This window comes from Glacieibacterium frigidum (genome assembly GCF_007097155.1).
Classification (GTDB): Bacteria; Pseudomonadota; Alphaproteobacteria; order Sphingomonadales; family Sphingomonadaceae; genus Glacieibacterium; species Glacieibacterium frigidum.
Genome location: NZ_VJWA01000002.1, coordinates 953,063 through 971,381 on the forward strand (window position 1 = coordinate 953,063; position 18,319 = coordinate 971,381).

Consider the following 18,319-nt stretch of genomic DNA (forward strand, 5'->3'; position numbering starts at 1 on the left):
ACCGTGCAACTGAGCAAGAGCGTAAGAGGTTGGTCGATCGAGCACGGTCATGAGGGTTCGGCATATGACCCGGGCGACGAACCGCAGACCGTGCGGCCTTCGGGCGACTTTCTTCATGATAACGCACGCCCGCCATTGAGCCGAATGCGATGGCGGATCATGATGCAGTATGAACGTCGCAGAGTTCCTGTCGCTTTATGCCGATCGAGACGATCGGGTTGAGCTTCTCGACGGCGTTCCCGTTGCCCTCCCCGTTCACACTGCCAGAATCTCTCGGATAGGCATGAACGTGACCACCCAGATACACAGGCGCCTAGAAGGACGCGGTTGTCAGGTCTTCGGCGAAAGCTTGTATCTTAGGATCGACGACCAGAATCTCTTAGCGCCGGACGCTGCAATCTATTGCAATCGTGCCGAACTCGGGGGGCCTGATGATGTCTATTTTTTCTGCAAGCCCAGCGTCATTTTCGTCATCTTGACGCCGCACGAAGGAGGCCGGGAAGCGACTAGACGCGCAAAATTCCAGGCTATCGAAAGCGTGTACACGATCGTTGTCATCGATCCAGCGGTGAAAACGTTCATTCAATATCAGCGGGATCCGGACGGCTGGAGTGTTGCTGAGAAGCCGTACGGATCGGCATTGGAGTTACAACATCCTGCGATCACGCTGGAGGCCAACGAAATGTTTCGACACACAGGACCGAGGACGCAAATCGACGCACATGCGACAAAAGGCGTTAATTGACGCCGGCAGCGATATTGCTCCCCGGTGTTCGATATCGCTCATAGCGATGCGCTGCCTGTACCTTAGCTCGGCGGATTTCAGCAGTGCCATCGCGCATTTCGCGGGCCCCGCCGCATCCGCAATTGGTAGAGACCAGGCGGGCCGCTTGTAGGCGCTGAAGTTGCAAGCGGCCCATCGTTCAGAATTGGCTGCTGACAGTTACGTCCTCAATTTCCGACGGTGCGATGGGACGGCGCCCTTTTCGAAAAGCTGACTCTTCCCTGCCTGCTCACCAGACACTTGGCGCAGGTAACGATGCTTTGTATCTCATTGAGCGTCGGTGCGTTATGAGACACGATGAGTGGCCCATACCCCTATCTTTGCGACGCGACCCCGGACGAAATTGAAGCTTCGTCCTGCTACAAGATCTCGTAGAGGCGGGTGTCATTAAGGTTATTGGCGGGTAGTATTCCGTTGCCAAATGGTAAGTGGGTCTTCAGTTTTTGATCCGGTAGTTTCCAGGATGTCGAGAAATTTTCTTTGGCTAAACGCGAATCATCCATTTAATGAAATGAATTAGACGTTGATGTAGCTACCATTTTAAATCAGGACTTTTTATGAGTGAAGATATTATTTTGACCGCTTTTGCAAATGCGGTTGGACTTTCAGAATATGACATGATTGAAATGCTTAAGTGCATAAGAGTTCTAGATGATGATCGCGTTCCATCGACTAATGATATTCGTTTGGTGGTCGTTGACGACCTTGAATTCGCAATTACCAATTCGCATAAAATCGTGGAAGATGTAAATACGGTGATCGCAGCGGGCGTGAATATCGAGTTAGGAGATAAATCATACCTCGAACGAGCGTACAAACTTGGCGAACTGCGTGAACGTATAGATTTGTTACCTGATAGTTCGCTAATCGCAATTTGGTCGTTTAGGCAAGGGTTTGAAGGCGGCCGTAGTTTCGAACGAGTAAACAAGAGTCTGGAGTATTAGTTATTCACGTCAAGCGGCGGGTGCTTTCTCCGAAGCAGGCACTCAGTAGAACTCTATGGGCGTCAGACGGCTCGTGGTTTTGTCGCGGTAATGCAGAGGTGAATTATTGGCCGAAGTTGGAACTGATCAAACAGCTTGGGACGCCCGAGATTGGGGCTGAGCGGTTCCAGCTACGATTGATGGCTTATCCATTCTGGTAGGCGGCATCGAACAGTGGCTTCGCCCTTTCGAAATCCGCCATCGACTGAATGGTGATTTCGAGGTCGCCCGTGCCGAAATGATTGATGTCCCGCATGTCTCGCGTGAATCCCGGCTCCATTTCCAAGGTCGCGGGATCGATCCGGACATAGGCCAGGATCTTGCTCAGCTGATTGCGCAGCTCGACGCATGCGAAATTCTTTAAGCGGCGAAACGCGATGTAGAAGTCGGTCGTCTTGACCTGCACATCATCGCCGGCGGCCTGCAGATGGTCCGACACCGCGTGGTACAGATCGAGCAACGCAGGCGATGCCTCAGCGATTTGCTGACTGACTGTCTTGTACTTCTTGCCCGACCCGTTGGGGGACGACAGCGTCGTCGCAGTCGCCGCGCCGACCGAGGGCTTCGCCGTCGTCGCGGTCAACTGCTCCAACAGCAGCAGGTCATCGCCGTAGCGGCGATACCGCACCAGATCGATCGTGCGATTCATCTGCTTGACCGCGTGCTCATCCCATTTCTGGAAGTCCCCGGCGACGCAGATCAGCCGCGAACCCGGCCAGTCGACCTTCTGCGCGACCTCCTTGCCCAGCCGCTCCATCACCAGCCATTCGAAGTCCTTGCGGTGACCCATCAGCCAGTCGAGGTAGAACAGCCCCTGGTTGATGACGTTCTCGTTCGACGCTCGCTTGTATTCGATCACGACCGGCGCGTTGTTCTCATCGATGCCGAGCGAATCCATCCTACCGCCTTCGTTGGTGATGAACTCGGAAGCGAGGAAGCGCACACCCAACAGCGCCTCAAGGTTCGCCTCGAAGAGCGTCTGAAGTGACTTTTCGAGCGCCATAGCGCCGCCGGAAATTTCCGCGACGCCCGAGGCGGTGGTGCGGAAAAGCTTCAGGTCGCTCATGCCGCGTATCTTCCGTCGTTCAGTCGCCGCGCCATGCCGAGACTGGCCAGCGCGTCGAGCACAGGACGCACCGTCGCGGCGCGCTTGCCCTTGAAGTTGCGGGCGATGTCGTTCGGCCCGAGCGGCCGTGGGGCGGCGGCGAGGATCGACTGCACCGCACCGACCTGATCGGGCAGGGCAGTTGGCCAGGGGATGACGTTGCTGACCGGCAGCGCCGCCGCCTCGCCCAGATCGAGCGTGCCCGAGACCGGGGCACGATAGCCTGGGTCCTGGAATTCGGGACGCAGATAGCGAATCAACCCTCGCGCTTCCTCGGTCGCGCGTTCCTTGTTGAGCGCGACAAGACGGGTGAGGATGGTCTCATCGTCGAGCGTCCCCGCGCGATACTCGGCCCCCCAGCCGTAGGCATCGGCCACGCCGTCATCGATCACGTCGTGATGCTGGCGGATCAGCGTGACGAGGCCGCGATCGTGAATGTCGCGCTCGGCGTCTGTGAGCGGCCGTCCGGCGCGGAGCGCTTCGAGCACATTGTAGAGCCTGGTCAGCGTAAGATCGGCATGTTTGGCAAGCACCTGTTTTCGCAAGGCATCAAGCGCCTCAGCTTGGGCACCGATGCGGGCTTTGACGGGTTCGGGTACGTCGGCAGGGAAGGGAAATGGATCGAAGCAGCGGGTTTTACTGTAGCGGGGATCGTCACCCATCCCCATTCTTCCCCCACTTCCGATTGCCCAAGGGCCGTGAATGCAACTCGACAGCACACCAAGGCTGAAGGCGTCTTGCAGTGCGATGCAAACGAGCATGTTATCCGGCAGCGTCGAGATCGGCAGAAACTGAAAAACACGGTGCTTCGCGGTCTCGATGGTAGCGATGTACCGGCGGACACCTGAAAGCGCCTTGCGAATTTCCGGTCGGGTTTTTCCAAACAACCACCATTCCTCGGCATACTGCCGGGCGTCTGCCGTGTTGCTGCGGGCCACCTGTCCGTCTCTCTGCGGCTTCACGACGGAGAGCAGATGTTGGAACACCGCTGGATACCGTGTGCGGACGTCCGTCTCGGACAATCCATACAGGTCGATCGCCATCACCCCTCGTGAGCGCGACGCCAAATCGCGTCCGTTGCGATAATCGAAGATCACTTGCGGCTCGATGCCCATGCCTGTGCGAACGTGCGGCGACTGGTTCGCCGTCTCGCCGCGCGCAATAGACAGCGACGTCGGGTCGAGCTGAGCGGCTTCATCTGGTTTCACGATGAAGCCGTCGCCGTGCAACTTGACGCCGGGCGAGCATATCCGGTCGTTTGCTTTGAGCGGGACAGTCGCGGTCAGGTCGGCGCCGACACGCAGGTCGCTGCCGATGAGGCCGCAGCGCTGAACGAACACGATCCGCTCCGGCGCCTCGTGCTCGTCGGCCACATCCAGCAGCTTTCCTTCCGCCGAGCTCTTCGCCGCCATCGTCATCGCGATGCGCACTGCCGCACCGTCCTTTTCGTCCACCCACGGGTGGTTCGGAATGGCAAAGCGCAGCGACAACCCGTCCTTGGCATCCAGATGCTTGGCGATCACGCGACGGCTGAACAGTTGCGTAATCGAATTGGTCGTGACGAACCCGAACTGCCGTGTGCCGCCCTTGCGCACGGCCACCGCCGCCTTGTCCCACCAGTGCATTACGAAATCGGCGCTTTCAGGAACATCGGTGGTACGGAACAGCGCGTCGAAATAGCCGTCCCCCAGCCGATCGCGGACGTCTTTTCCGCCAATGAAGGGTGGATTCCCAATGATGAAATCCGCCTTTGGCCACGCTGCCGCGCGCGGCTTTACGTAGCGATACACCTCGACCCGCACCGTCTCGTCGGGCACCGGCTTGCCGGTCACCGGATGCAGCTTCATCGTCTCCCCGTTCCAGCGCGTGACGGGCACCCCGCCCTCGTCCCGCTCCAGCACCTTGTCGTCATAAGCGATCAGCGCGTCGCAATTCTCGATCGTGCGGATGTTACGCAGGATCGGTTCGGGCGGGGCACGGTCCATGCCGTTGACGCGAAAATGCCATTGCAGATAGCCGATCCACAGCACGAGCTGCGCGATCTCGGCGGCACGCGGGTTGATCTCGATGCCCAGGAAGTTCTCGGGCGTGATGGTAAGGCCGGTCAGCTCGGCGACATATTGATCGTCGCCGAGGTCGACGAGCAGGTCGAGGACCTCGCCCTCCAGCTCCTTCATCCGCGCCATCGCGACATATAGGAAATTGCCGGTGCCGCAGGCGGGGTCGAGCACCCGCGTCGCGGCGAGCTGGCCATGAAACGTCTCGACGGTGCGGCGCGCCTCCTCCACCTTGCCCTGGTCGATCAGTTCGGCGGCGGCGACGCGCACGCCCGCCCAATCGGCGCGCAGCGGCTCGATGATTGTCGGGCCGACGAGCCGCTCGACATAGGCGCGTGGTGTGTAGTGCGCTCCGAGCTTGGCGCGCTCCTTGGGATTCAGCGCGCGTTCAAGCAAGGTGCCGAAGATGGCGGGCTCGACCTCGGTCCAGTCCTTGTTCGCCGCATCGATCAGCACCTTCAGCTCGTCGAGCTCCAAAGGGATGGCGGCGGTGTCTTTGAACAGATAACCGTTGAAGCGCTTCACCGGAATGCCGAGCGCGGGCGCGAACTCGCCCCGGTCCATCGCGGCCCACAACGCCGACAGTTGATGATGTAGATGCTCCGGGTGGTCGAGTTGCCCGCGCAGCAGCGTCTTGAAGCTGTCCTTGGGCAGCAGCACGCCGGTATCCTCGGCGAACATCGTGAACAGCACGCGCATCAGGAAGCCGCTGACCGCGTCGGCTGAATGGCCCCGCGCCTCGAGCCGGCGCGATACGGTGGCGAGCAGGTCGGCGATCTCGCGCGTGACCCTCGCCGCCTCGGTTGAGGGATCGAGCGTCTTAGGCGCAGTCCAGATCGCCGCAAGCCGCTTGCGCACGGCCTCATCGTGCAGGTCGTCGAGCATGATGCGGTAGCGCGACCGGTCGGGAAATTGCGCATAGGCCTTCCCGGTGCCGGTGAAATCAGCATACACCTCGATGCAGTAGCCAATGTCGGCGATGAGCAGGAACGGCGGCCAGCCGTGATCAACCGGCAAGGCCTTCGCATAGCGCTCGGCTTGCCCCTTGGCCTGCACCATCGCCTTGGCCCAACCGGGCGTACCGCGCCGTGCCGTACCGCGCTTCATCCGCGCGCTCGCGGTCTGGCCGAATAGGTCGAGATCGTCCTCGCCGCGCGTGGCGGCGGCACGGTCGGCATCGCTTCCCTGCTTCGCCTCGAGGATGAAGGAACCGCGCTTGTAGGCGTCGAGCCTCCCAAAGCTCGTCGTGCCGTCGCCGTTGTCCTGAAACACGCGGCGTTCGAACACATAGTCGTTGTGCGCATCGTCGGACCGGCTGCCATCGGGCGGCGCGACGCCGATCAGCGCGCACAGGCCATTGATGAAGCTCTGTGTGTTGGCGAGTTCGGATCCGCCGGTATCACGCCACTGCGCGATGAACGCGTCGACTGCAGTGTCCTCCCCCATGCCCCTTCATCGTTCATGACATCGGCGGTGGCAACGGTCGTCAGTCGCGCTTTTTGCCGCCTGCGAGTCGGATAGAGTGATAGCTGACAGGCTCGGCGAAAAGGGCATCATGCCGGTCTGCGTCACCTTAAGGTTGGCGCGCTCATACTGAAGCGAACTTTTGGATTTCGGCCCATCGATAGAAGATGCGACCTCCGACCTTGACCGGTGTCGGACCGATTTTCAGCCGGGCCCACGCGGACAAGGTTTTTGCACTTCGCCCTAGGGCAGATGCCGCGTTCTTCCGGTCCATCAAGCCGGACGGCAATACCTTAACCTCAACCAGTTTCACGCCGTCCACGACAATCCCTCCCCCGGTCCCAGATTTGGTCTTGTAGCATCCTCTATGTGTGCTATCAAGAGCCGGTCCCAGATTAGGGACTGAATGACAAGAGATGTCGATGCGCGCTCCAGACGGTCAATTGCCGCAGATCAAGGTTCGAGTCAGCGATGAACTGAGGTCGAAACTCGAGGCGTCAGCAAGAGACAAAGGGTGGCCGGTGAACCGCGAAATCAACGCGCGGCTCGAGGCTACATACTCGAACGAAGATAGGTTCGGATCGCGCGCCAACGCTGCGATTTTCCAAGTAATTGGACAGGCAATTCACGAGCTTGAACAGCGCGTCGGTCGGCGCTGGACCGGGGATTACGCTGTGTGGCGGGCTGCCCGCGACGTGGCCATCGCTTACGTCGATCAGCTCAGGCCGCCTCCCGATGAGGCCGCTAGAATTGCTGAACTGCGTCAATCCGAGCTGAATGCCGAAGCAGAACTCAGAAAAGCTGCAGAGGAATATAATCAGGAATATAGCCCTCTATTCGACGACAACTTCCAGCCGATATATCCATGGGATCAACAAATCGTGGCTGGGACATTTGAAAGTCAGCCTGGCGATGAAGGGCATCAGATCCAACGGACAGCCTATCGAAAAGTCTTCGACCTCAATGAGAATTTGATCGCGATTCGTCATCAGATCCAACGGATTACCATTCCTCAAGTAGAACAGCATAGGATGTATTCAAAGATAGCGCATGAGTTACTGGAAAATTTATTGAAGAAATCAGAAGATGGCTAACAAATATAAGACGCTTACTGCCAAACGACTCTCCGAACTTTCTGTCGGGAAGACGCTGATGGAGTCTGGTATCTCGGCAACCAAAACGCGCGATGGCGATGTCAGGTTTACGGTCAACGTCATGGTCGACGGTAACCGCATCCATAGAACCGTCGGGGTGCAGAGTGAAGGTGTAACTCGGAGCGATGCCGAAAGGCTGATTGAGCGACTTCGGACCGAGGCCCGGGAGGGGCGTCTCAAGCTTACGAAAAAGAGGAAGCTCGCGTTCAGTTTCGCAGCGGTGGCGGCGCTCTACGTTGCCCGTATGGAGGAGACTGGCGGTGCCAATCTCACGCGCAAGAAGCAGCATTTGAAAACGCACCTGTTACCGTGGTTTGGTGCCATGCGATCTGATGCGATTACCGAGGCAAAGGTCCTCGCGTTCGTGCATCACCTCACCGCGAAGCTGAAGCTTTCCCCCAAGACTGCAAACCGCTATCTCGCGACTCTGAGCCACATTTTCTCGATCGCGGCTGACGCCAAGACCGGATGGATTTCAAAGGAGGCGGTGCCTAAGATTGATTGGGCCCCTGAGCCACGCAGTCGCAGGGAAATCCTGTCAGGCGACGACCAGGCGCGACTGCTCAGGGCGGCATATCAGGATGTCGATCCGCAGCTCTATCTGTTCGTGCTCATGGGGCTGCAGTCAACAGGTCGACATGGTGAGATGGTTGCCCACAAGTGGGTTAACTTCTTCTCGGACCAACGGCGGATGCATATTCCAAATGCCAAGGCCGGCCCTAGGAGCCAGCCTCTCACCATCGAGTTGACAGCAGCTCTGATCGCCGAACGGGATCGCCAGCGGCTACAAGGTGGTGGTTCAGATGACGACTACGTTTTTCGTCCTGGCCCGGGTAGCAAAAAGCCGCACCGTGCCAGCTTCGCATCGGCCTTCAAACGGGCTGTCATCCGCGCTGGCTTGGATCCGACGCTCGTGACCCCACACGTGATGAGGCATACCTCTATCACCGCGCTGATCACATCGAATGTACCCCTGCCCATAGCCCAGAAGATCAGTGGGCATAAAACGCTGAAGATGCTCTTGCACTATCATCACGACAGCGATCCGAACATCGATGCGGCCGTTGACGTTTTATCGCCGCGAAAATCAGCGATTACACAGGATTTACACCAAGCCCCTGCCAACTGAACGTCAGATCAGCCTAAGCGCTTGAAAACGCTGGTGCCCGGGGGCGGAATCGAACCACCGACACGGGGATTTTCAATCCCCTGCTCTACCCCTGAGCTACCCGGGCGCGACGCGTCGCGAGGGCGGGGGATTAGTCGCGCGCGCTTTCGTTGTCCAGTGCCTCGTCGTCAACCGGGTCGCCGGGGATGGCGTAGCCGTCGCCGAGCCACTTGAGCAGGTCGCGGTCCTTGCAGCGCGGCGAGCAGAACGGCGCGTGCTCGGGCGACGCCGCGCGGCGGCACATCGGACAGGCGGGGCTAGAGAGCGGCGACATGGCCGCCGGATATGGCGAGGCCGGGGTCCGCCCGCAACCGCACCGCGCGGCCGCTGCGGGTGCGCAGGTCGTCGACGAGGTGCGGGCGCGCCTCGAGCCAGGCGACAACGGACGGGGCGGCGGCCAGTTCGCGCGTGCCGGCGCCTGGGGTGCGCACGGCGTGGCGCAATAGGGTCAGCGCGGCAGTCGGCACGGCGTCGAGGCGCAACCGCTCGACGAGTGAGGCGCGCAGGCGCGGGCGGACGATCTGGACGAAGCCGAAGCCGTTGACCGCGGTGCGCTCGAACGGGGCCGCCAGCGCCGCATCGAGCAGCTCGCCGAGCGCCGTCCGCGCCGCCTTGTCGCCCAATGTCGGGAAATCGATGCCGATCGAGCCCGCCAGGTCGAAGCAGCGGATGGCCTGCGCCGCCGCGACCGCCGCGGCTTCGGCAAGTGCGCGCGCCTCGCCCGCGCCGTCGACGTCGATCACCGTCATTGCGGGGGTCGGGCTGATCGTCAGCAGCCCGCCCGCGAAGGCGACATGGCCGCTGGCGGCGGCCTCGGCGACCTCGCCCCAGCCCGCCGGTTCGAGCGGGTCGTCGAGGGAATGGGTGACGTCGCGCACCTTGTGCCCCGCCGCCGACAGCCGCTCGGCGAGATCGGGGCCGTGCGCGATTCGCCCGGGGCCGTGCAGCGCCCCGGGCACCGCGCGGACCTTCGCGAGCTTCGCGCGCCCCGCCTCGGGCAGCGCTTCGCGCACCACCTCGACTCGCACCAGTCCGCCGCTGGTCAGCGCAGATGGCAGCGGTTCGAGCAGCGCTTCATGGCCGCCGCACTCGACGATGCCGCGCCGGCCCGGCACCAGGATGGTGACCAGCCGCGCCGCCCAGACGTCGCCGGCGCGCAGGCCGTCGTCGTCGCGCTCGACATGCGCCTCGACGATTTCACCGTCCTCGATCACGACGGCGCGCGTCTCGCCGATGCCGTGGTCGATGAGGGCTTCAGACATCGAGGCCAGCGCTTCGCAGCAGCGCGCGTGTCTCGAATAGCGGCAGGCCGACGATCCCCGACCACGACCCCGACAGGGCGCGCACGAAGGCCTCGGCGCGGCCCTGGATGGCGTAGCCGCCCGCCTTGCCGCGCCATTCGCCGGTCGCGATGTAGGCTTCGATCTCGGCTGCTTCGAAGCGCTTGAAGGTGACGATGCTCTCCGACAGGCGGTGGCGCCCGAGCCCGCTGGCGACGACCGTCACTCCGGTGAAGATGTGATGCCGCCGTCCCGAGAGCAGCGCGAGGCACGACCGCGCCTCGGCCTCGGTCTCGGCCTTGGGCAGCACGCGCCGCCCGACCGCGACGACGGTGTCGGCGGCGAGCACGATAGCGTCGGGGTGGCGCGACGCAACCGTCGCCGCCTTCAGCGCCGCGAGGCGCGCGGCGTGCGGCCCGGGCAGTTCGCCCGCGGCCCAACTCTCGTCGACTTCCGCCGGATCGACCGCATCGGGCACCACGCCGAGCCGCGCCAGCAGCTCGACCCGGCGCGGGCTGGCGGAGGCGAGGATCAGAGCCATTGCACGCTTGCGCCGTGGGGATGGGCGTGGGCGAGCAGGCGGTCCTCGCCGCCGGGCCAGAGCGTCAGGCGCAGGGTCGGCAGGGCGCCACTGGCGTCTTCGAGCTCGTAGCGCAGCCAGGCGAGGGGTGCCGTGGCAGTGGCGAGCGCGCCTTGCGCCGTCATGTGCGCGGCGATGCGCGCCTTTGTGGTGGCAGGGAAGTACTGGAAAGCGATGCTGTGCAGCACGACCCCGCAGCGGCCGTCCACGGGCGCGACGTGCGCCTCGACCCACGCCGCAGCGTCGCCGGCATCGATGGGGGCCGGGTCGGCAGCAGCGGCGGCCAGCGCAGCCTCGAGGCGGGCGACGCGCGCGGTCTGCTCGGGCCAGACATAGGCGAGCAGGCGGTCGCGCGCGGCGGGGTCGCGCACGTCGATCGGCGCGAGGTCGACGCCCCGGCGCGCGACGATCCGCACATCGGCGGCGGGCGGCGGCGGGCCCTGCCAGTCGGGAGCGAGGCGAACGGGGGCGTCCGCAGGCCCGAAGACGGCGCCGCCGAGATCGTAGCCATAGTGATCGAGGCGCAGGTTCAACCCCGCGCTGGCGCCGAGCTCGAACAACTCAAGCGCCAAGCCGGTAGCAGCCGCGATGGTCAGCAGCCCGGGCATCAGCACCCCCGAGCGGCCGACCTCGTTGGTCTGCGGCGCGCTCTCCAGCCACAGCAGCAGCCGGTCGTCGGAGAGGGCCGCGCGCAGCGCCGCGTCGAGCGCCGCATCGTCGCCCGCCTTGTTCGGCGGGTAGTGCGCCGCCAGCCCCGGCAGCGCGCCCGCCCGGACCAGCGCGTTGAGCCCGCCGGTGAGGCGCAGCATCAGCGCGTCGCCGAACGCGTCACCCGGCCAGCCGAGCACCGCCCGCCCGGTCGCCGAGCCATGGTCGAGCACCACCCCCAGCCGGTCGCACAGCCGCGCGGTGAAGGGCGCGCCGAGGCGGCGGTTCCAGTCGCCCTGCTGCGCGAAGGCAGCGCGGATATCGGCGTGCATGCCGGTCCTGTGACAGCCCGCCGCTGGACGCGCAACGCGCGCGCGGCTACCCCCCGCGCCGTGACCGAGCCATTGATCATCGCATTGCCCAAGGGGCGCATCCTGAAGGAGGCGCTGCCCGTGCTGGCGCGCGCCGGCATCGTGCCCGAGGCGGCGTTCAGCGACGAGGACAGCCGGGCGCTGCGCTTCACCACCAATCTGCCGGGCGTCGACCTGATTCGCGTGCGCGCGTTCGACGTCGCGACCTTCGTGGCGTTCGGCGCGGCGCAGCTCGGCATCGCGGGCAACGACGTGCTGATGGAGTTCGGCTTCACCGAGATCTACGCGCCGGTCGACCTGGGCATCGGGCGCTGCCGCCTGTCGGTCGCGGAGTCCTCGGCGCTTGCATCGGGCGACGATCCGCGCGCGTGGAGCCATGTCCGCGTCGCCACCAAATACCCGAACGTCGCGCGCGCGCACTTCGCGGCTCGCGGCGTGCAGGCCGAGTGCGTCAAGCTCAACGGCGCGATGGAGCTGGCACCGCTGCTCGGCCTCAGCCCCCGCATCGTCGACCTCGTCTCGACCGGGCGGACGCTCGCCGAGAACGGCCTCGTCGAGGTCGAGACGATCGCCGAGGTGAGTTCGCGGCTGATCGTCAACCGCGCGGCGTTCAAGACCGACGGGCGCGTCGTCGACTGGGTCGCGAAGTTCAGGAGTGCCGCCGATGCAGCGGCTTGACGCCCGCGACCCCGGCTTCGCGGCGGCGTTCGCCGCGCTGGTTGCCGACAAGCGCGACGACGATGCCGATGTCGCGGGCGATGTCGCGGCGATCCTGCGCGACGTGCGGGCACGCGGCGATGCGGCGGTCCATGAGCTGACATTGCGCTTCGACCGGGTCGACCTGTCGGCGACCGGCAGCCTGATCGACGCGGACGAGATCGCGGCTGCCCGCGTGCAGGTGCCGGCGGAGACGCTGGCGGCACTCGAGTTCGCCGCCGCGCGCATCCGTGCCTTCCACGCCGGGCAGCGGCCGACCGACCGCGACGCGACCGATGACACCGGTGTCCGCGCCGGGTGGCGCTGGTCGGCGGTCGCGGCCGCCGGGCTGTATGTGCCGGGCGGGCGCGCCTCCTATCCCTCGTCGGTCCTGATGAACGCCATTCCGGCCGCAGTCGCGGGCGTCGAGCGCGTCGTCATGGTGACGCCGGGGCCGACGCCGCTGGTGCTGGCGGCGGCCGCGCTGGCGGGCGTCACCGAGGTCCACCGCATCGGCGGTGCGCAGGCGGTCGCGGCGCTCGCCTATGGCACTGCCAGCATTGCGCCGGTCGACGTCGTCGTCGGTCCCGGCAATGCCTGGGTCGCGGAGGCCAAGCGCCAGCTCTACGGCACCGTCGGGATCGACATGGTCGCGGGGCCGTCGGAGATCGTCGTGGTCAGCGATCACGCCTCGAACCCCGACTGGGTGGCGATCGACCTGCTGAGCCAGGCCGAGCACGACCCCGCCGCGCAGTCGATCCTGATTACCGACGACGCAGGGTTCGGCGATGCGGTGGCGGCGGCCGTCGAGGCGCGGCTGAAGACGCTGGCGACCGAAGCGGCGGCGCGCGCCAGCTGGGACGCGCACGGGGCGATCATCGTCGTCGAGACGCTTGCCGATGCGGTGCCGCTGCTCGACGCACTGGCCGCGGAGCATGTCGAGCTGATGGTCGACGACCCGCACGTGCTGTTCTCGCGGATGCGCCACGCGGGATCGGTGTTCCTGGGCCGCCACACGCCGGAGGCGGCGGGGGATTATGTCGGCGGGCCCAACCATGTCCTGCCGACAGGACGCCGCGCGCGCTTCGCTAGCGGGCTGTCGGTCGCCGACTTCATGAAGCGTACGACGTTTCTGGAGTGCGGCCCGGTCGGGCTGCGCGCAATCGGGCCCGCGGCCGCGACGCTGGCCGACGCCGAGGGCCTGCCTGCCCACGCTGCGTCGGTGCGGGCGCGGCTCTAACTTTCTTATCGTCATCCCGGCGAAAGCCGGGACCCATCACCTGCGTTCGGGAGATGGGTCCCGGCTTTCGCCGGGATGACGACCGGAAGCGAAGACTTAAACCCGCGCCAGGTTTCCGTGGCAGTGCTTGAACTTGTTCCCCGACCCGCACGGGCACGTGGCGTTGCGCGACACGGTGCGGTTCCAGTCGGCCAGTTCTTCGTCCGACACTTCGGTCAGTGCCGCGGTCGCCGAGCCGGCGAAGGCGAGCGCGCCGGCGGGCAGGTTGCCGCGCGGACCGAAGGCATCGTTGCCGCCGGTCAGCGGGTCAATGTGCGTCGTCACGAAGTCGGGCAGCGGCGGATAATCCTCCTCCGCCTGCATGTTGAACTGCGCGTTCGCCAGCATCCGCGTGACGTCCTCGCGCACCGTGCCGAGCATGCGCTCGAACAGCGCGAAGGCCTCCGACTTATACTCGTTGAGCGGCGTCTTCTGCGCGTACGCCCGCAGGTGGATGACCTGACGCAGCGCGTCGAGGGTCGCCAGATGCTCCTTCCAGTGATGGTCGAGCGCCTGGAGCAGGAAGTTCTTCTCGATCTGGATCCACGTCTCGGGCGGCAGCGGCGCGGCCTTGGCGGCCATCGTGTCGTCCGCGGCCGCGATCAGCCGCTCGACGAGGATTTCCTGGTCGATCTTCTCTTCCGCGACCCACTCGGCGATCGGCACATCGACGCCCAGCGTGCCCTGCGTCGCCTCGGTCAGCGCGGCAACGTCCCATTGCTCGGGGTAGGTGCCCTCGGGGCACGACGTCGCGACGATCAAATTGACCGCCTCGTGCCGCATATCGACGACGACGTCGCCGACGGTGTCCGAATCCATGATGTCCTGGCGCTGGTCGTAGATGACCTTGCGCTGATCGTTCATGACGTTGTCGTATTCGAGCAGCTGCTTGCGGACGTCGTAGTTGCGCGCCTCGACCTTCTTCTGGGCGGTCTCGATCGCCTTGGAAATCCAGGGATGGACGATCGCCTCGCCCTCCTCGAGCCCCGAGTTCATCATGCGGCTCAGCATCGACTGCTGGCCGAAGATGCGCAGCAGGTCGTCGTCGAGGCTCAGGTAGAAGCGGCTGAAGCCCGGATCGCCCTGGCGGCCCGAGCGGCCGCGCAGCTGGTTGTCGATGCGCCGGCTCTCGTGGCGCTCGGTGCCCAGCACGAACAGTCCGCCCGCGGCGCGCACCGCCTCGCGCTCGGCCTGCACCTCGGCCTTGATACGTGCGATACCCGCCTCGCGCTCGAAGCCCTCGACGTCGCCCAGCTCGCGCTCGACGCGCGCGTCGAAATTGCCACCGAGCTGAATGTCGGTGCCGCGGCCGGCCATGTTGGTGGCGATCGTGACCGCACCCAGGCGGCCCGCCTGCTCGACGATATGCGCTTCCTGCTCGTGATAGCGCGCGTTCAGGACGACGTGCTCGACCTTCTCGGCCTTCAGGAACTCGCTGAGCATCTCCGACTTTTCGATCGACACGGTGCCGACCAGGATCGGCTGGCCCTTGGCTGAGGCCTCACGAATCGTCCGGACAATCGCCTTGAACTTCTCCTCGGCGTTCTTGTAAAATTCGTCGTCGACGTCGACGCGCTTGACCGGCAGGTTGGTCGGGATCGTCACGACGTTCAGCTTGTAGATGTCGAAGAACTCGGCCGCCTCGGTCGCCGCGGTGCCGGTCATGCCGCCCAGCTTCGGGTACATGCGGAAATAATTCTGGAAGGTGATCGACGCGAGCGTCTGGTTCTCGGGCTGGATCGCCTGGCCTTCCTTGGCCTCGACCGCCTGGTGCAGGCCGTCCGACCAGCGGCGTCCGTCCATCATGCGGCCGGTGAACTCGTCGATGATGATCACCTTGCCGCCGCGGACGATATAGTCGGTGTCGCGGCGGAAGATGACGTTGGCGCGCAGCGCCTGGTTCAGGTGGTGGACGACCTGAGTATTCTCGTAGTCGTAGAGGTTCTCGCCCTCGAGCATGCCCGCCGCCTCGAAGGCGCGCTCGCACTTCTCGGTGCCGTCCTCGGTCAGGATCACCGACTTCTGCTTCTCGTCGATCTCGTAATCCTCAGGGACCAGCGTCTTCACGACCGCGTCGACCTTCAGGTACAGTTCCGACTTGTCCTCGGTCGGGCCCGAGATGATCAGCGGCGTGCGCGCCTCGTCGACGAGCACCGAGTCGACCTCGTCGACGACGGCGAAGTTGAAGGGCCGCTGCACCATCTGCTCGCGGCTGTACTTCATGTTGTCGCGCAGATAGTCGAAGCCGTATTCGTTGTTGGTGCCGTAGGTGATGTCGGCGGCATAGGCCGCGCGGCGCGTGTCGTCGTCGATATTGGGGACGATGACCCCGACGGTCAGCCCCAGAAACTTGTAGACGCGGCCCATCCACTCGGCGTCGCGCGACGCGAGATAGTCGTTGACCGTGACGACGTGGACGCCCTTGCCGCTGAGCGCGTTCAGGTACACCGCGAGCGTCGCGACGAGCGTCTTGCCCTCGCCGGTCCGCATCTCGGCGATCTCGCCGCGGTGGAGGACGATGCCGCCGACCAGCTGCACGTCGTAGTGGCGCTGGCCGAGCGCGCGCTTTGCCGCCTCGCGGACCGTGGCGAACGCCTCGGGCAGCAGGTCGTCGAGCGTTGCGCCTTCGGCCAGCCGCGCGCGGAACTTGACCGTCTGCGCGGCGAGGTCCGCGTCCGACAAGGGTTCGATGGACGGCTCGAACGCGTTGATCTTGGCGACCAGCGGATTGAGACCCTTGACGTAACGGTCGTTCGACGAGCCGAACAGACGCTTGGCGATACCGCCGAATCCGAGCATGAAATTCCTGACGCGCTGAGGAACGGACGCGGTCCAACCTATGTGAATGCGCCCGATCCGAACCGGCGCGATGTAGGTTCGCAGGGGCCTTTAGTCAATTCGCCGCGCTGTTTCGGACTCGCAATCCAATCGTTAAGCGGTTATTAAAGTTACGGGGACGAACAGTGAAAACTGTTTTTCGCAGGCGCTGCGTTATCGAGGGTGTTGCGATGGGTGAGTATCGATTCTTCAAGGTCAATCCGGGTGGGATGATCGATTCGGGAACGCGCGAGCGCTTGCCCGACGACGATGCGGCGATCGCTCGCGCCCGTGCGCTTGCCGACAATGGCGGCGTCGAGGTCTGGGCCGGCAGCCGCCGCATCGCCAAGCTGCCGCCGCAGCGCATGTCAGCCTGAGCGCGCCGCCATGAAATGCTTGCGGCACAGCGCGACGTAAAGCTCGTTGCCGCCGATCGCCGTCTGCGCCCCTTCCGCCACCGCATTGCCAGCCGCATCGACGCGCAGGTTCATCGTCGCCTTGGCGCCGCACTTGCACACCGACTTGATCTCGCTGAGCACATCGGCAAGCGCCAGCAGCCATAACGACCCTTCGAACGGCACCCCCTGGAAGTCGGTCCGCAGCCCGTAGCACAGCACCGGTTTGCCCGCGTCCGCGACCCCCGCCAGCTGCCCGACCTGCGCGCGCGTCAGGAACTGCGCCTCGTCGACCAGCACGCACGCGAGCGGTCCTGCTGCGGCAGTCTCCATGGCAAGGTCGGTCGCGGCGGTGAAGGCGTGCGCCGGGCGGCTGAGCCCGATGCGCGAGGCGATCACCCCGACGCCGGCACGCGTATCGACAGCCGCAGTGAACAGCTTGGTCGCCATGCCGCGCTCGCGGTAGTTGAAGTCGGCCTGGAGCAGCAGCGTCGATTTTCCGGCGTTCATCGACGCGTAGTAGAAATACAGCTTGGCCATGCAGCGCGTGTCGTGCCGCAAGACGGCCGCGTCAATCGGCTGCCGCGGCCTGGTCCGCCATCACCGCGCCGCGCGTGCCCATCGGCTTGTCGCCGCCCGTCGTGGTGTCGCGCGCGGTCTGATGCTCGAGTTCCGAATTGAGTTCGGCGCCGAGCAGCAGGACATACGCCGACAGATACAGCCAGAACAGCAGCACGACGACCGCACCGAGCGAGCCGTAGGTCGCGTTGTAATCGCCGAAGCGCGCCGCGTAATAGCCGAAGCCGAGCGTGGCGACGACGAACCCGACGCAGGCGAATACCGACCCCGGCGTCAGCCATGTCCAGCGCGGCGAGCGCCGGGCGGGGGCGTAGCGATAGACTGCGGCGATCCCGAAGGTGGCGACGATCGCCGTGACAGCCCAGGCGCCGACCTTGATCGCCACCGCCGCGACCGACGACAGCTGCCCCGCCAGATCCTCGAGGAAAGCGCTCGCCGACGCCGCGGCGAGCAGCGCGACGGTAAGCAGCACCGCGCCGAGCGTCATCGCCAGCTGCAAGAGCGTGGTGCGGACGAAGCCGCGCGTCTCGGGCTGCTCATAGACGATGCCGAGCGCGGTGATCAGCGCGCCGGCACCCTTCATCGCGCCGTACAGCGCAAGCGCCAATGCGGCGGCAAGGCCCAGCCCCTTCTTCCCCGATGCGCTGTTGACGACATTGACGAGCTGCTCGTCGATCAGCTTCGCGGCTTCGGCCGGGATGACGCTGGCGATCGCCGAGATATGGCGCGTCACATCGGCAGGCTCGACGACGAGGCCGTAGGTCAGCACCAGCGCGCCGAGCAGCGGCACAAGCGCGAGGAAGCAGTAGAAGGCGACGCCAGCGGCAACCAGACCGAGATTGTCGTTGCCGGCCTCGGCATAGGTGCGGCGCAGGATCTGCCACCAGCCGCGCACCGGCATCTGGCCGGGCGTCGCCGCCTCGCGCCCGTGCCCGTGCGCATCTCGATCGGTCATGCGC

The 18,319-nt window shown here is 64.6% G+C and carries 16 protein-coding genes and 1 tRNA gene; 7 read left to right on the plus strand and 10 right to left on the minus strand.

What is annotated here, in order from left to right:
• Positions 1–169: 169 nt before the first annotated feature.
• Together FMM06_RS14065 and FMM06_RS14070 are read left to right on the plus strand one after the other, a co-directional pair.
• On the plus strand, positions 170–745 hold the full coding sequence (locus FMM06_RS14065) for a Uma2 family endonuclease (RefSeq protein ID WP_144334970.1): 576 nt from the start codon (positions 170–172) through the stop codon (positions 743–745).
• A gap of 596 nt (positions 746–1,341) precedes the next feature.
• Entirely contained in the window at positions 1,342–1,728 is a 387-nt protein-coding gene (locus tag FMM06_RS14070) for a hypothetical protein (RefSeq protein WP_144334971.1), read from the plus strand.
• A 184-nt stretch (positions 1,729–1,912) separates the two neighbouring features.
• On the opposite strand, the gene FMM06_RS14075 is transcribed toward FMM06_RS14070, so the two are convergent.
• Both FMM06_RS14075 and FMM06_RS14080 read right to left on the minus strand, forming a co-directional pair.
• The gene (locus tag FMM06_RS14075) at positions 1,913–2,833 is read right to left on the minus strand and encodes a DUF5655 domain-containing protein (RefSeq protein WP_144334972.1); all 921 of its coding nucleotides are present in this window, start codon (positions 2,831–2,833) and stop codon (positions 1,913–1,915) included.
• Positions 2,830–6,375: a class I SAM-dependent DNA methyltransferase gene (locus FMM06_RS14080; protein WP_144334973.1), complete on the minus strand. Its 3,546-nt coding sequence runs from the start codon at positions 6,373–6,375 to the stop codon at positions 2,830–2,832. Before FMM06_RS14080 ends, FMM06_RS14075 begins: the two co-directional genes overlap by 4 nt.
• Positions 6,376–6,809: 434 nt before the next feature.
• Here FMM06_RS14080 and FMM06_RS14090 point away from each other — a divergent pair, with 434 nt between their 5' ends.
• Positions 6,810–7,487, plus strand: a complete 678-nt coding sequence (locus tag FMM06_RS14090; RefSeq protein WP_185965194.1) for a hypothetical protein — start codon at positions 6,810–6,812, stop codon at positions 7,485–7,487.
• Positions 7,480–8,676: a tyrosine-type recombinase/integrase gene (locus tag FMM06_RS14095; protein WP_144334975.1), complete on the plus strand. Its 1,197-nt coding sequence runs from the start codon at positions 7,480–7,482 to the stop codon at positions 8,674–8,676. Before FMM06_RS14090 ends, FMM06_RS14095 begins: the two co-directional genes overlap by 8 nt.
• A 31-nt stretch (positions 8,677–8,707) precedes the next feature.
• Here the strand turns inward: FMM06_RS14095 and FMM06_RS14100 are convergent.
• From FMM06_RS14100 to FMM06_RS14120, 5 genes are all read right to left on the minus strand, one after another.
• Positions 8,708–8,782, minus strand: a tRNA-Phe gene (locus FMM06_RS14100).
• A gap of 24 nt (positions 8,783–8,806) precedes the next feature.
• On the minus strand, positions 8,807–8,989 hold the full coding sequence (locus FMM06_RS14105) for a DNA gyrase inhibitor YacG (RefSeq protein ID WP_144334976.1): 183 nt from the start codon (positions 8,987–8,989) through the stop codon (positions 8,807–8,809).
• Positions 8,973–9,977 (minus strand): ribonuclease E/G, encoded by a 1,005-nt coding sequence (locus tag FMM06_RS14110; protein ID WP_144334977.1) that lies wholly within the window; start codon positions 9,975–9,977, stop codon positions 8,973–8,975. The genes FMM06_RS14105 and FMM06_RS14110 overlap by 17 nt, the downstream gene beginning before the upstream one ends.
• Positions 9,970–10,536 carry a Maf family protein gene (locus tag FMM06_RS14115; RefSeq protein ID WP_144334978.1) on the minus strand — a complete coding sequence of 189 codons (567 nt, stop codon included), beginning with the start codon at positions 10,534–10,536 and terminating at the stop codon, positions 9,970–9,972. The genes FMM06_RS14110 and FMM06_RS14115 overlap by 8 nt, the downstream gene beginning before the upstream one ends.
• Positions 10,527–11,555, minus strand: coding sequence for a DUF2332 domain-containing protein (locus FMM06_RS14120; RefSeq protein WP_144334979.1), 1,029 nt, complete (start codon positions 11,553–11,555; stop codon positions 10,527–10,529). The genes FMM06_RS14115 and FMM06_RS14120 overlap by 10 nt, the downstream gene beginning before the upstream one ends.
• Positions 11,556–11,615: 60 nt before the next feature.
• Here FMM06_RS14120 and hisG point away from each other — a divergent pair, with 60 nt between their 5' ends.
• Together hisG and hisD are read left to right on the plus strand one after the other, a co-directional pair.
• Positions 11,616–12,272, plus strand: coding sequence for an ATP phosphoribosyltransferase (hisG, locus tag FMM06_RS14125; RefSeq protein WP_144334980.1), 657 nt, complete (start codon positions 11,616–11,618; stop codon positions 12,270–12,272).
• A complete protein-coding gene (hisD, locus tag FMM06_RS14130) occupies positions 12,259–13,530 on the plus strand; it encodes a histidinol dehydrogenase (protein WP_144334981.1) in 1,272 nt (423 codons plus the stop codon). The genes hisG and hisD overlap by 14 nt, the downstream gene beginning before the upstream one ends.
• Positions 13,531–13,626: 96 nt before the next feature.
• Here hisD and secA read toward each other — a convergent pair whose 3' ends face one another.
• Positions 13,627–16,368: a preprotein translocase subunit SecA gene (gene secA / locus FMM06_RS14135; RefSeq protein WP_144334982.1), complete on the minus strand. Its 2,742-nt coding sequence runs from the start codon at positions 16,366–16,368 to the stop codon at positions 13,627–13,629.
• 209 nt (positions 16,369–16,577) lie between these two features.
• On the opposite strand from secA, the gene FMM06_RS14140 reads away from it, so the two are divergent.
• Positions 16,578–16,763, plus strand: a complete 186-nt coding sequence (locus tag FMM06_RS14140; RefSeq protein WP_144334983.1) for a hypothetical protein — start codon at positions 16,578–16,580, stop codon at positions 16,761–16,763.
• Here the strand turns inward: FMM06_RS14140 and FMM06_RS14145 are convergent.
• Both FMM06_RS14145 and FMM06_RS14150 read right to left on the minus strand, forming a co-directional pair.
• Positions 16,755–17,321 (minus strand): thymidine kinase, encoded by a 567-nt coding sequence (locus FMM06_RS14145; RefSeq protein WP_144334984.1) that lies wholly within the window; start codon positions 17,319–17,321, stop codon positions 16,755–16,757. The two genes, FMM06_RS14140 and FMM06_RS14145, sit on opposite strands and share 9 nt — an antisense overlap.
• Before the next feature lie 31 nt (positions 17,322–17,352).
• Positions 17,353–18,315, minus strand: a complete 963-nt coding sequence (locus FMM06_RS14150) for a YihY/virulence factor BrkB family protein (protein ID WP_235889326.1) — start codon at positions 18,313–18,315, stop codon at positions 17,353–17,355.
• Positions 18,316–18,319 lie beyond the last annotated feature (4 nt).